General features: G+C 57.2%; 10 protein-coding genes and 1 pseudogene. 10 read left to right on the forward strand and 1 reads right to left on the reverse strand.

The window, feature by feature from the left end; genetic code table 11:
• Positions 1-563, reverse strand: a pseudogene (locus ACQZ5M_RS18340) (transposase); the annotation flags it as partial.
• A 550-nt stretch (positions 564-1113) separates the two neighbouring features.
• Between ACQZ5M_RS18340 and ACQZ5M_RS18345 the strand changes: the two are divergent.
• The 10 genes from ACQZ5M_RS18345 (at position 1114) to ACQZ5M_RS18390 (ending at position 13575) form a co-directional block, all read left to right on the forward strand.
• Positions 1114-2823, forward strand: coding sequence for a glycerol-3-phosphate dehydrogenase/oxidase (locus ACQZ5M_RS18345; protein WP_296075761.1), 1710 nt, complete (start codon positions 1114-1116; stop codon positions 2821-2823).
• A complete protein-coding gene (locus ACQZ5M_RS18350; protein ID WP_296075758.1) occupies positions 2816-4303 on the forward strand; it encodes an FGGY-family carbohydrate kinase in 1488 nt (495 codons plus the stop codon). Before ACQZ5M_RS18345 ends, ACQZ5M_RS18350 begins: the two co-directional genes overlap by 8 nt.
• Positions 4304-4331: 28 nt before the next feature.
• Positions 4332-5612 carry an ABC transporter substrate-binding protein gene (locus ACQZ5M_RS18355; protein ID WP_296075756.1) on the forward strand — a complete coding sequence of 427 codons (1281 nt, stop codon included), beginning with the start codon at positions 4332-4334 and terminating at the stop codon, positions 5610-5612.
• Positions 5613-5674: 62 nt separating this feature from the next.
• Positions 5675-6547, forward strand: a complete 873-nt coding sequence (locus tag ACQZ5M_RS18360) for a carbohydrate ABC transporter permease (protein ID WP_296075754.1) — start codon at positions 5675-5677, stop codon at positions 6545-6547.
• On the forward strand, positions 6535-7350 hold the full coding sequence (locus tag ACQZ5M_RS18365; RefSeq protein ID WP_296075752.1) for a carbohydrate ABC transporter permease: 816 nt from the start codon (positions 6535-6537) through the stop codon (positions 7348-7350). Before ACQZ5M_RS18360 ends, ACQZ5M_RS18365 begins: the two co-directional genes overlap by 13 nt.
• 11 nt (positions 7351-7361) lie before the next feature.
• Positions 7362-8453 (forward strand): ABC transporter ATP-binding protein, encoded by a 1092-nt coding sequence (locus tag ACQZ5M_RS18370; protein ID WP_296075751.1) that lies wholly within the window; start codon positions 7362-7364, stop codon positions 8451-8453.
• Between the two features lie 25 nt (positions 8454-8478).
• Positions 8479-9474 (forward strand): hypothetical protein, encoded by a 996-nt coding sequence (locus tag ACQZ5M_RS18375; protein WP_296075748.1) that lies wholly within the window; start codon positions 8479-8481, stop codon positions 9472-9474.
• Between the two features lie 20 nt (positions 9475-9494).
• Positions 9495-10439: a sugar-binding transcriptional regulator gene (locus ACQZ5M_RS18380; protein ID WP_296075747.1), complete on the forward strand. Its 945-nt coding sequence runs from the start codon at positions 9495-9497 to the stop codon at positions 10437-10439.
• A gap of 455 nt (positions 10440-10894) precedes the next feature.
• On the forward strand, positions 10895-11395 hold the full coding sequence (locus ACQZ5M_RS18385) for a putative pterin-binding protein (protein ID WP_296075744.1): 501 nt from the start codon (positions 10895-10897) through the stop codon (positions 11393-11395).
• Positions 11395-13575 carry an ATP-binding protein gene (locus ACQZ5M_RS18390; protein WP_449080472.1) on the forward strand — a complete coding sequence of 727 codons (2181 nt, stop codon included), beginning with the start codon at positions 11395-11397 and terminating at the stop codon, positions 13573-13575. The genes ACQZ5M_RS18385 and ACQZ5M_RS18390 overlap by 1 nt, the downstream gene beginning before the upstream one ends.
• The last annotated feature ends 5 nt before the right edge of the window (positions 13576-13580 follow it).

Genomic DNA, 13580 nt, shown 5'->3' on the forward strand with positions numbered 1-13580 from the left:
CTTACGCCCGCCACGCTTGCGTACCGTCAGCTTCTCCTCCCGATAGAGCCGGAAGAGCCGCTTGTGGTTCACAAGGTGACCCTCACGCCTGAGCAGCACGTGAAGGCGTCGATATCCAAAGCGGCGACGTTCATGCGCCAGCGCCTTCATCCGCTCACGAAGGTCATAGTCATCGCTGCGCCTGGTTTCGTAACGGATCGTCATCCGGCAAAAGCCGATGGCTTTACACGCCCGCCGTTCGCTCATCTGGTGGTGATCCATCAGATGAGCGACAGCTTTTCGCCTTGCTGCGGGCGTCACCACTTCTTTCCCAAAAGGTCTTTCAAAGCGGCGTTGTCGAGCATCGCATCTGCCAGGAGCCGTTTCAGCTTCGTGTTTTCGTCTTCCAGCGTCTTCAGTCTCTTGGCTTCGGATACGTCCATGCCGCCGAACTTGGCCTTCCACTTGTAGATGCTCGCATCACTGACACCGTGCTTGCGGCAAAGCTCCGAGACCGGCGTGCCCGCCTCGTGCTCCTTCAGAATGCCGATGATCTGTTCGTCTGTAAAACGGTTGCGCTTCATTCTCTGGTCCTCTCAATGGGCCAGAGCTTACTTCAAAATGGATTAGTTCAACGGGGCAAGGTCACACTCCGCAAACACTCCATGCAGTGGAAGCAAAGGCGGCATCGCCGGCTGTCGCGGGGAAACCTTCATCTGCAACGACGGATCGGTTAGCGGAAGCAAGCGTTCGTGCTCCGCATACATGGGCGGCGCCCTCGGGCTAATTAGGGGCGGGAATGAGAACATGCCTCGAGCGGAAGAGGTCGGTGTTCGTGCCGGTCGGGCTCATACTGTACTGGTCCGCGGGGAGGACGCTACTGCACCACCGACGGAGGTGGGAAGAGCTATCTCAGAAAGTAGATAGGACGTCTAACCTCATCGTCGTCAACCGGCGACGCACTACGAGGCAAGACTTTTGGTTTGATGAACGCTCCCGCATGTGGCGCATCTATGAGACACCAGCCGGTTTATAATTGTATGTCATATTTGACAATTATAAAAAATTGACTCTATAACACCCCGTAGACGCACTTGGCGCCCTCCGGCGCTCCACAGTGCCGCGGGGGAAGTTATGGAAATTCGGGAGGAAAGCCTGACGCGCCTTGTGTCGGGCGAGGGTTTTGACGTGCTGATTTTGGGTGGCGGCGTGAATGGCGTCGCAGTCCTACGGGAACTCGCGTTGAACGGAGTCTCGGCACTTCTCATCGATAACTCCGACTTTTGCCGCGGCGCGACCGGCGCCTCCTCGCGCATGGCTCATGGCGGTCTACGCTATCTCGAGAACCGGGAGTTCAACCTGGTCGCGGAATCCGCGCGCGAACGCAATCGGCTTCTGCATCGCGCCCCCCATTTCGTTCGTCCCCTCGAAGTGGCCGTACCCCTTTCCACCTACTTGCGTGGACTTCCAGGTTCGATCCTTCGCTTCCTCGGTTTCAACTGGAAGGGAAGTACCTTCAGCGCGTGCGGTCTGAAGATAGCGCTCGCTCTGTACGAGTACCTCGGACGAGAGAAACGCACTCTCCCACGCCACAAAATCGTCTTTGCGCGCGACAAATTCCCGCGTCGTCTTGCCCACCGCTACAAGGCGGTCATCAGCTACTTCGATGCCCGCATCCGCAATCCTGAAGCTCTGGTCCTGGAGATGATCGAGGAAGCGTTGGCTGCGCACGCTGGCAGTGCCGCGATCAACTACGCGGGATGGCGCCATGACGGCGGCGGCGCATTCACGATCACGGCAGGCGATGCTGGGCTAAGCACGACTGTCCGCCCCAAAATAGTGGTGAACGCGACGGGCGCCTGGGTAGACGACGTCAACGCAGCGCTCGGCTGCTCCACAAGATACATTCGCCCAGTGAAGGGGGCGCATCTTCTAATCAGAAATGATGCGCTTTTCGAGCGCATGGCGAACCGCGCATTTTACTTTGACGATGGAACGGGACGGATGGTCATCGCCTATCCACTCGATCGTACCGTCCTTCTGGGAACTACAGAAATCACGGTGAGTGATCCATCGGACAGTACGATCGCCGAACAGGAGATTTCGTATCTGGCGCGTTCCATATCCAGCCTGTTCGATGATATCGAGATTGGATTGAAGGACATCGTCTTCATGACGACAGGCATCCGTCCCCTGCAGGCGGGGGGTGCGTCCGATGCCAATCGTGCCAATCGCGACCATCGTCTCGCCGAAGATCGGATCAATGGAAACGTGCCCATTCTGTCCCTGATCGGCGGCAAGTGGACGACGTTCCGAGCTTTCGGCGAACAGGCAGCAGACCAGATATTCCGGCACCTCAATGTGACGCGACAAACCAGCACGGCAAGCCGTGACTATCCGGGCGCGCTCGGCTTTCCACGCGATGAAATAAGTCTTGGTCGAGCGAAGCGCACTCTCGCCAACCAATTCGCAGTGTCAACGGAGAGGGCCGGGGACCTCTATTCTCGTTACGGTGCCATTGCCGATCGAGTCGCGTCATTTTGCTGTGCAGGACAAGATCAGCCGCTTGCGCATCTGGCGAGCTACACCCGCAACGAGATCATCTGGCTGATCAGGAAACGGGCAGCGTTGAATCTCGACGACCTCATCTTTCGGCGCTCGCAGATCGCGTTAGAGGGCGCGTGCACGCCCCCGCTTGTGCGGGAATTGGGAGAACTCTTGGCCGGTGAGCGCGGCGAGACTGCCGAATGGTGTGAGAGCCAAATCGCTCGTTGCCTAAACAACCCAACGCTTTCATTTGCGATATCCGGCAATGGGCCATCGGGAGGGCGTCGCCATGGCTGACCTTTTCCTGACCGTCGATGCAGGCGGTACTGCGGTAAAGGCGGCAGTCTTTGATATGACAGGTCGCCTTGTTGCCCAACGCAGCATCGAGGTGATCACGATCCACCGTCAGAACGGGTGGGTGGAACGCGAGTCGGAAGCCTTTTGGCGCGGCACGGCCACTGCCATCCGCCAATTGACCAGCGGAGAAATTACGGCCGACAGCATCGCGGCTGTAGCGTGCACAGGTTTTGGCAATGGCGTGTTTCTTGTCGACGCCGAGGGCAGGGCGACACGGGATGGCATCGTCTCCGTCGATCACAGGGGACAGTGCATTGTCGATCAGTTTGAACGGGACAGTACCGCCGAGAAGATCGAGGCGATCACCGGTCAGAAGATCTGGGGCGGCCAGACTCTTATGCAACTTGTCTGGCTTGCGAGAAATGAACCGGAGGTCGTTCAGCAGACCCGCTGGGCGCTGGCCTGCAAAGACTTTCTGCGTATGAGGCTGACAGGTGTCGCCACAACGGATCCGACCGACGCCAGCGGTGGTGGCATGCTTGATCTGGCGCATGGCAGCTACAGCAGTTCACTTTTCGAACTAGCCGGAATTCCGGAACTCGCTGGCCGAGTGCCTGAGATAGTCGAGAATTCGGGCATCGCGGGAGAGGTGTCGCGCAAGGCGGCAGAGGAAACAGGTTTAATTGCAGGTACGCCCGTCGTCGCTGCGATGATGGACGTAGGCGCCTGCGTTCTCGGCGCTGGATCGGTTGGTCCCGACACGCTGACGATGATTGCCGGCACTTGGTCGATCAATGCCATCGAGTCGCAGGCGCCTACGACGAAGCGGCCACCAATCCTCAACTTAATCCATCGCGATCGCGCTTGTCGCCTTCTGGCGGACGGCAGCCCGACATCGGCCGGAAACCTGCACTGGTATCTGAGCCGCGCCATAGGTGCCTCGATCGACGTGCAAGAAGCGAATGCGCTCGTCGAACGGAGCGCTGTCGCTTCCAGACGCTGCCACTTCATGCCCTTCGTTAGCGGTCCGGCACCACGTCGCGGCGCCTTCATCGGCATGACGAACAACGATGACCAAGGGTCAATGCTACGTGCGATCTACGAGGGCGTCGCCTTCCAACATCGCCGCCATGCAGAGAACGTCCTGGGCTACGTCGCACCGAATAGCCCGCAAAAGATCAGACTGGCAGGCGGGGCGTCTAAAAGCGCGGTCTGGGCGCAAGTTTTTGCCGACGTTTGCGGCCTTCCCGTCGAAGTCCCGGAAGGTGAGGAGATAGGCGCCTTGGGGGCTGCGATGTGTGCAGCGGTCGCGACGGGTCGCATCCCCGATCTCACCTCTGCCGCGCAAGCTATGTGCCGCATTGAGCGCACCGCGGAGCCGCGCCCGCAGCTCCGCGATCTGTACGAAGAACGATATGGCGAGTTTCTTCGCCTGGATCGCCGGCTGGAGGGGCTTTTTGACCCATTAGCTGAAAACTGAAGTCTGACAATCTTGGAGGAGGAAAATCATGAGACTGAAATCCGCACTGCTAATATCCGCAAGTCTATTCGTCATGTCGGGAGCGGCACTAGCTGCTGAAGACGCCTGCGTGGGGAAGGTTCCAGCGATCAATGTGATCGCGCAGGGCATGCCCTCGGTGACCGAGCTCGACAAGTACGTCGGGGAGTTCAATGCGAAATGGAAAACGACGGTCAAGATTAGCCTGCTGGGCGAAAATGAGCGTCGCGCGAAGGCGCGGCTCGACGCCTCTACGGGCGCCGGCGCCTATCAGGTATATTATGTGGACGAAGCCAACACGCCTGAATACGCGACTGCTGGCTGGCTCTATCCGCTTTCCGACGTACTGCCTGCACAGTACGACATCGCTGATTTCCGCTCGGATCTCAGCAATGTTGCGACCTTCGACGGCACGCAGTATTTTGCCCCGCTCGTAGGTGGCGGCGACATTCTCATGTATCGGAAGGACGTGCTTGAGAAGGCTGGCCTTCAGCCGCCCAAGACGCTGGACGATCTGGTCGCTGACATCAAAAAGGTCAACGATCCGGGTCAAAAGCTATATGGCTGGTCGGCGCGTGGCCAACGCGGCTCGGGTATGAACGTCTGGCGCTGGACGCCTTTCTTCCGTGGTCTCGGCGGCGAATGGCAGGACAAGGACGGAAAGCCGACTTTCAACTCCGAAAAGGGCGTCGAGGCGACCAAACTCTACCTCGACTTGATGCACTATGCCCCACCGGGCGTAGGCACGTTCAACTGGTCTGACTCGGTCGAAGCATTCCGCGGCGGGCAAGTCGCCTTCCTCATCGAGTCAGACGTGTTCGGGCCGTGGATGGAAGATCCAGAGAAGTCTGCCATCAAGGGTAAAGTCGGCTACATGCCGCCGCCTGAGCCGCTGGGGTCTGCGGGCTGGGGCCACGGTTTTGCCGTCTCCAAAAGCGGCGCGAAGGATGAATGCACGCGCAAAGTTGCGGGCGATTTCGTCGGTTGGGCGACGTCGAAGGAGATGGAACAGCGTCGGCTGGCCGATGGCATCGCTTCCGACGTCGGCCGCAAGTCGACGCTGCAGAGCGAAGCCTTCAAGAAAGCCGTGCCGGCCGAATACATCGACGCTCTTCTTGCAACCGGCTCGCGCACCAAATTGCTGATCATGGCGAACCCGGCCTGGCCGGAAATCGGCGACAATCTCGGCTTGGCGCTCGAAGAGATCTTCACCGGCACGCAGAAGGACATCCAGCAGTCGCTCGATGACGTGGCGTTCCAGGCCGAGGACGCACTTCGCCGCGTGAAGTAGCCATACCTTGCGGCCGGTGCCTCAGAGGGGCCGGCCGCAGCCCTCAATCCAAAGAGCACGTTATGAACAATCGACGTTTCCTATTCTGGACGCTGACGCCAGGCTTTGGTGTGGTTGCCATTCTGGCGCTTATTTCCATCGCGGGGGCGCTGTACTTCTCGCTCATGGACCGTTCGCTGCGCTATCCGGACTATCATTTCGCGGGACTTTACAACTACCAGCGCCTTCTTTCCGACCGCCGGTTTATAAATGCGCTTCAGATTTCGGCGATCTGGGAGATCGTGACGGTTGCAGGCGCGCTGCTGGTAGCTACTCTGCTGTCGGTGCTCATTTTTGAGACAGTGAAGTCGTTCTGGCTGCGCAATCTGATCTGCTTCGCGTTTCTGGCTCCGGTTCTTCTGCCGCGGGTCGCAGCCGCCTTCATTTGGCGCTTCCTGTATTCGCCTTCTCTGGGCCTCATCAACTATCTCGTCGGGCTGACGGGTTTCGGTCCCGTAGAGTTTCTCGCCGACCCGTCGTTGGCGCTCTTTTCGGTGGCCGTCGTCGATATCTGGCAATGGGGCCTGTTCTTTACCGTAATCATGCTGAAGCTTCTGGAAACCCTGCCTAAGGACCCCATCGAAGCGGCTCAGTTGGATCATGCGAAGACGTGGGAAATACACGCATATATAACGCTACCCATGCTGAAGGCGCCGATCATCAGCTTGGCTCTAGTCAAGGCCGTGGAGTCTTTGCGCTCGTTCGATCTCATTTACGTGATGACTGGTGGTGGACCCGGCACTGCGACCGAAACGCTTGATCTTTATGCCTATCAGGCGGGAATCAATCTGGGCGGACGCATTTCCTATGCTTCGGCCATGTCGATCCTGTTGCTTGTGCTGACCACGATCGTCTTCACCCTTATCTGGAGAGGTATCCGCAAATGGGCCGTCTAATCCGCAGTTCGATCGCCCGCGTATTTCTGACGCTCATGGTCTTTATCGCCTTCACGCCTATTCTGTGGACCGTTCTCGGCGCGTTCAAGCGACTGAAGGACATCATCACCCCAGTACCGAAACTGTTCTTCTCTCCTACGATCGAGAATTTCGCGACGATCTTGCAGAATCCCTCCATTAGGGAGGGGTTGGGTCATTCGGTGGTGGTCGTCGGGGTCTCGGTCATAATCGGCGCCATACTTGGCGTTCCCGCGGCATACTCGCTGGCCCGCCATGTGCGGGCACTAAAAGACGACATGCAGTTCTTCGTGCTGTCGTTGCGCTTCATGCCGCCAGTGGCGATCGCGATACCCTTCATCGTGCTTTATCTCGACCTCGGTCTCTACGACACGCTGACGGGCCTCATCCTCGTCTACCTTGTGACCACAATCTCCACCGTGATCTGGTTGTCCGTGCCAGCCTTCGAGCGGGTTCCGAAGGAGATCGAGGAGGCCGCCGCGATGGAGGGCTGCGGTCCGAGCGAAATATTCCTGAAGTTCGCTCTGCCGCTCGCCTTGCCGTCGCTCTTCGGCGCGCTCGTCTTCACTTTCGTACTGGTCTGGAACGAACTTCTTCTGGCTCTCACCCTTGCGGCGGGCAACGCCACGCTGCCGGTCGTCGCCGCCTCCATCACGTCACTCGGCAAAGAAGTCCCTTGGGGCGTCATAAATGCCTCCACCGTCATTCTCGTTATTCCTCCGTTGGTATTTATCGGTCTGTTGATGAGCTTCATCAACGGCATGATGAAGCCGGCCCGGAGATAGGAAAGGTCATCATGGCAAACATTCGATGCGTCAACATCCGCAAGTCCTATGGCGGTCACACCGTGATCGAAAACCTGAACCTGGACATTGCCGATCAGGAATTCGTCGTCTTTCTCGGTCCCTCCGGCTGCGGCAAGTCCACCATGCTGCGGATGATCGCTGGACTCGAGGAGATTACCGATGGCTCGGTCAATATTGGCGACCGAGATGTCACTCATCTACATCCCGGCGAACGGGGTGTGGCAATGGTCTTCCAGTCATATGCTCTTTACCCGCATATGACGGTCGAGGACAACATCGCGTTTGGACTGCGCCGGCAGAAAGTGGCGGAGGAGGAGATTGCGCGGCGAGTGAGACACGTCGCGGGCCTGCTAGGACTTGAGAGCCTCCTGGCACGCAAGCCGAAGAACCTTTCGGGCGGGCAGCAGCAGCGTGTCGCCATGGCGCGCGCGATGATTAAGACGCCAAAGCTATTCCTCTTCGATGAGCCGCTTTCCAACCTCGATGCGAAGCTGCGCGAAAAGCTTCGCATCGAGATCCGCAAAATGCATTTGGAACTGAAGACGACGACAATCTTCGTAACCCATGATCAGCTCGAAGCGATGACAATCGCCGACAGGATCGTTCTGATGCGTGCAGGTGAGATCGAGCAACAGGGAACGCCGGCAGAGATCTTTGACCGACCCGCGACGCGTTTCGTCGCCGATTTCATCGGTTCTCCCGCCATGAACTTCCGCACCTGCCTAGTTGACCGCGAAGGCGACAGGATCGAACTTCAGGCTGGTTCCATTCGGCTGCAACTGCCAAGCGGCGAGTTCGGTGAACTGGCGAATGGCATGAAGGTCGAGGTCGGGCTGCGTCCGTCGAAGATGGAGCTCGCCACACCTCACGATAAGAATGCAATAACCGGTACAATTGTTCTCGTCGAGAATATGGGGAGCGAGGGACAGGTGATCGTCGACGTCGACGGTCAGGAAATCTCGTTCGTCACCAAGGGTTTCCGTACGCTCGAGCCAGGCCAGCCCGTAAGTTTCTCCATCGATCCCGCCAGTATCCATGTGTTTTCGCCGGAGACGGGCCGCTCGCTACGCAAAGCGAACTAGAAGCGCGCTTGTGAAAGGAATGACAATGACGACACGCTACGATGAAAAGATGGGCCGTATCCTCAAGGGTGAGTACCGCAAAGGCGACTTTATTCTCGCCGACGCAAAGGACTGCGACATGTCCGGCGGCATCCCGACCGCCGGTCTAAGACGCGGCGAGGATGGCAGGTCGCAGCGCTACCGGAGCCGAATGGAGTTCGTGGCCGAAATCGAGGCGCTGATCGCGCAAGACGTTGTTGATATCATGCTGACTTCTACATCAAACATGGAATTGTTGCAGGCGCGACAAGCCTTCGCATCGGGTAACGTCAAGGCAGCATTCCGCGCTAACGATGCTACGGACATGTGGAGCTTCATCCGTGGCGGCCGCTATCGCGAAGCGCCGTCGCGTCCCTTCCGTTCGGTCGATCTGTCGCGAGCCAAGGCAGATCTGTGTCTCTATTCTGTCACCTTCAACAATGATACGGATGCTGATCTCGCTTCTCTCGAGGCGTTTAAGATATTTCGAGATGATATCCGGACTCTCGACAAGGATTATTTTCTCGAAGTCTTTAATCCGAACAAGCCGAACGGCATACCCGATAACGAACAAGGGTCTTATGTCAACGACTGCGTTATCAGGACGTTAGCTGGCCTGACATTGGCAGAGCGGCCTCGATTCTTGAAGGTTGCCTACAATGGACCCGCTGCTATGGAGGAACTGGCTTCCTACGATCCAAGCGTCGTCGTCGGTATTTTGGGTGGCGGCTCCGGGACGCTGCGCGACACCTTCGAGCTTGTGCTGCAGGCAGAAAAGTACGGTGCGAGACTTGCGCTCTTCGGCCGCAAGATCAACTCCGCCGAACATCAGCCGTCGCTGATCACTTGGCTTCGTGCTGTGGCGGACGGTGATGCCACCTCGACGGAGGCGGTGCGCGGCTACCACGGGGCAATTGCTGCTCTAGGACTGCAGCCTGACCGGTCCCTTGACGACGACCTTCTAATCACTGAAGAGGTGTTGAGCGAGGCAACCGAGGGATGAAACCCGAAGGCGGACGTAGAATGCAAAGAGAGCAGCATCCATCCAATAAGATCATCGCAGAAGTTGCGTGGATGTACTATGTCCGAAATCTCAACCAAGGAGAGATATCAGATGCGCTCTCGATCTCGCGTCCGACGGTGATCAGCTATCTGAAACTCGCCAAGGAACGCAAGATCGTCGGAATCCAGGTCTCACCAGAGCACTACCGGATTAACGCGACCGCCGACGCGCTGAGGGAGAAGTTTGGCCTCGACAGCGTGCATATCGTGCCCGCCGAAGGACGGGAAGGCGAAACACTGACTCGCGCCGTCTGCGAGGTTGCCGCCTATCACCTTCCGAACTTTCTTCAAGAAGGAGATACACTCGGCGTTTCGTGGGGACAGACGGTCTATTTCGTTTCCGAGTTTGTGCCAAATTGGCCAATCAAGGATTTGACGGTCCGGCAACTTCTGGGTTCGCTAGCCAACCCGCTGCTCAGCACGTCGGAGAGCTGCACGACGGAGATCGCTCGCCGGCTAAGTGCGCATTGCATCACCTTCAACGCGCCTGCCGTCGTATCCAGTTCGACGCTGGCCAAGTCGCTACGCGCTGAGCCGATCATCCGCGATCAGCTCGAGGGCATCCGAAGCTGTAACAAGTCGCTGTTCTCACTGAGCCCTTGTACACCGGACACGCACGTCGTCCAGTTCAAGATCGCAACGGCGGAAGAAGTCGACAGCTATCGGAAGAGAGGGGCCATTGGCATCATCGCAGGACGTTTCATAGACGTCGACGGGCAGGCTGTGCGTGGCGAACTCGACGATCGCCTTGTGGGCGTCGACCATGATCTTTTGCGGACGATGAAGGGTCTGCTCGTCGTGAGTGGAAGGTCCAAACGCGACGCCACGCGTGCTGCTCTAAGAGGTGGCTTCGCCGACCATCTGGTTGCAGACCTTGAGTTAGCCTCTCTGCTTCTCGACGACTAGAGGACTCCAACCATTGTTCTGTATAGCTGTTCAGAGAGCGCAAGCGGCAATGCGCTGTGTCCGCGTTTTCTTGGCCCTTATCGCTCTCGTCTACAGATAGCCAATCTAGCGTAGCAGGCAGCCGCCAGGCGCTTGGACGAATATCTCCGGGCTCCGTGTCAAGATTGACGATCGCCTGGTAAAGGTCATCGGTCGCCCCGACGAGATTAGTCATCCGTTTACGATGATCATCATCAAGTTGTCAAAGTAGACGCATCAAAAACATCCTAATTTACTTATTCAGTCTCTGTTAAATATTTCGCCCTAAATCTGGGGTGTCCGGGCAACATTGCCCAAGCGCACATGAGGTGTGTTTTTTCCCGCTTGCATACAGCGGGTTCTCGGACGCCAGCCCGTCAGGCATGTCGTGTTTTGCGAACGTCGAGCAGGCGTCGGCTATTTCGAGGAAATGAAGCATGCGCGTGAAGCTCGGCGTTTTCGCCCTTCTATTTGCCACTTTGATATCAGGTACGGCGGTTGCCCTGGATCCCCCAAAGGGACCGGTAGTTCTGACAATCAAAGGGAGCCTCGAACATCCCAATGCCGGTGACTCCGCCCAATTCGACATCGAGATGCTTGAGGCATTGCCGGGACGCAAGGGTGTTATGGAAACACCATGGACAGAAGGAAAGACTGAGTTTTCCGGTCCATTTTTGAAGGCGATACTCGAAGCCGCGGGCGCGAGCGGGGCGACTATCAAGCTTATGGCCCTCAACGATTACTCCGCGGACGTTCCGATGGAGGACGTGACCAATATCGACAGCATCCTCGCCACCCGAATGAATGGTCAAAGGATTTCGGTAAGGGACAAGGGACCGTTGTTCATGATCTATCCATTCGACCAGAATCCATCCCTGTACAACGAGAAGTACTTTTCTCGGTCCGTTTGGCAAATCAAGTCGATCGAAGTTCGATGATGTCGCAGTCGACCCTTGGAAAGGCGGACGTCCTACGCAAAGTCAGCAAAGTTACAGCGTTTCTTCAAGCATTCGCCGTGTTTCTCCTCATCGGGCTCATCTACCTGTTGGCGGGTGTCTACCAAAGGTATCATGCCCTGAGTGACGGAATTCGGGAGAGCTCACTTTGGTCCGTCTATCAATTGGATCGCGAGACGCGCCGGCTTAGCGAAGTCGCCGTCGATATGCTCGTTCAAGACGATCTTTCGGAGCAAGCAATCTCAACCCTTTCTACTCGTTACGACATACTGTACTCCCGCATGTCACTTCTCAAGAAGGCAAGTCTCGATCTTCGCCTGAACGATACGCCTGCGATATTCAGTCTGGTGACTAAGATAGAACCAGCCGTCATGTCCAAGGCACACCTGTTCGACGGCGAAACCCACTTGGATCTTTCCGATCTAAAGACGCTTGTAGCCGATCTCCGGGTCTTGACGGCGGATACAGAGGAACTCCTGACCGCGACGAACATCAAGGTTAGTTCGGATCGTGCTGACGCGAGAACGGCGCTGCAGTCCCACCAAATTCGACTAGGGGCGATCACGGGAATACTGGCGGTCTGTGTGGGGATCCTCGTCGTTCTTCTCAGGCGCCAGCTTGGGTCGGTGCGTGCTACTGGTCTTGAATTCGAGCATATGGTCCACGAGCTTCAACAATCTTTCGAAAGTGCAGTAGCCGGCAACCAAGCGAAATCTCAGTTCATGGCGACAATGGGGCACGAAGTTAGGACGCCGCTGAACGCAATTCTCGGAACTGCTGAACTCCTTGAGTTATCGGAGTTACCGGACCGCGTCCGGGAAGGCGTCCAAGCCATCCGTCGGTCTGGGCAGTCGCTCCTGGAAGTGCTCAACGAGATTCTGGATTTTGCCAAAATGGAAAGTGGGAAGATCGACGTCAGTTCTTCCCCGGTCAATGTGTCCGATCTTGTTTCCGAAAGCGTCGGAATGCTGCGCGACCGCGCGGCAGAGAGAGGCAATACCATCGTAGCGGAAGCAGTTGAGTCCGAGAGCGGCTCTCTAGTGATGACAGATCAGATGCGGGTCAGACAAGTCGTCCTGAACTTGCTCAGCAATGCGATCAAGTTCACATCCGGGGGCGTGGTCACCGTCAGCACGTCTATCAAAAGCGACGATCGAGAGATGCGTCTGAGGTTTGCCGTCAACGACACCGGGATAGGGATCGACGAAAAAGGAAAAAAACGGCTCTTCAAAGCCTTCTCGCAAGTCGATTCCACGATATCCCGCAACTACGGCGGCACGGGACTAGGCCTGAAGATTTGCAAGGAAATCGTCGAGGCGCTCGGTGGTCAGATCGGCGTGACGAGCGACAAAGGCCGTGGCAGTACGTTCTGGTTCGAGATCCCTGTGGAGCGGGCGGACGCTGACGTCACAACTCCACAGCCATCCGAAGCGGAGCCCGTCCTCCCTTCGCTCAAGGTTCTTCTTGTCGAAGACAATCATGTCAACCAGCAGGTGGCTGTCGGTCTGCTTCGTCATCTCAATCAGAAGGTAACGGTTTCCAACGACGGCATAGAAGCACTGGAAGTACTTTCGAACCAGAATTTCGACTTGGTTCTGATGGACATGCATATGCCCCGGATGAATGGCATCGAGGCAACACGCCATATCCGTGCGAAAGGACTAAAACTGCCTGTTGTGGCACTGACGGCTAATGCTTCGGATGAGGATCGGCGTCTATGCGAGGAAGCCGGGATGTCCGGTTTTGAGTCCAAGCCAGTCAACAGGCGCCAACTTACGGCGCTCATTTCCAAGATTACGAACTGTGAGGTCCAGGCTGCCAGTCGTGCAACAAGTGTCACGGACACTGAGCCACCTCGCGCAAGCGCCGGTCGTCGTCTGGAGATCGTAGCGGCTCTGGGAGAAGACGGCTATGAGGAGTTGCTCGATGAGTTCATCGGTGACGCTTCAAACTTACTTTCGCAAGTCTCGCACGCGATGGAAAGTGAAAGCTGGAACGACGTTGATCGGCTACTACACGCTCTCAAGGGCGCCGCGGCAAATCTCGGTTTCGACGAGCTTGCAGATGACGCGCAGTCCAGCAGGGGCGGGGCGCTGGATGCCCGCCGGCTTTCTACGATGACCGCATCTATCAATCAACTGCAGTCACTACGCGCAGCTTAAGGGAG

This window comes from Rhizobium sp. 22-785-1, from assembly GCF_053521965.1.

Excerpts from the sequence above, each read along its gene's own strand:
- ACQZ5M_RS18365 (WP_296075752.1), top strand. The coding sequence starts at position 6,535 with ATGGGCCGTCTAATCCGCAGTTCGATCGCCCGCGTATTTCTGACGCTC.
- ACQZ5M_RS18350 (WP_296075758.1), top strand. The coding sequence starts at position 2,816 with ATGGCTGACCTTTTCCTGACCGTCGATGCAGGCGGTACTGCGGTAAAG.
- ACQZ5M_RS18355 (WP_296075756.1), top strand. The coding sequence starts at position 4,332 with ATGAGACTGAAATCCGCACTGCTAATATCCGCAAGTCTATTCGTCATG.
- ACQZ5M_RS18380 (WP_296075747.1), top strand. The coding sequence starts at position 9,495 with ATGCAAAGAGAGCAGCATCCATCCAATAAGATCATCGCAGAAGTTGCG.
- ACQZ5M_RS18360 (WP_296075754.1), top strand. The coding sequence starts at position 5,675 with ATGAACAATCGACGTTTCCTATTCTGGACGCTGACGCCAGGCTTTGGT.
- ACQZ5M_RS18385 (WP_296075744.1), top strand. The coding sequence starts at position 10,895 with ATGCGCGTGAAGCTCGGCGTTTTCGCCCTTCTATTTGCCACTTTGATA.
- ACQZ5M_RS18345 (WP_296075761.1), top strand. The coding sequence starts at position 1,114 with ATGGAAATTCGGGAGGAAAGCCTGACGCGCCTTGTGTCGGGCGAGGGT.
- ACQZ5M_RS18390 (WP_449080472.1), top strand. The coding sequence starts at position 11,395 with ATGTCGCAGTCGACCCTTGGAAAGGCGGACGTCCTACGCAAAGTCAGC.
- ACQZ5M_RS18370 (WP_296075751.1), top strand. The coding sequence starts at position 7,362 with ATGGCAAACATTCGATGCGTCAACATCCGCAAGTCCTATGGCGGTCAC.
- ACQZ5M_RS18375 (WP_296075748.1), top strand. The coding sequence starts at position 8,479 with ATGACGACACGCTACGATGAAAAGATGGGCCGTATCCTCAAGGGTGAG.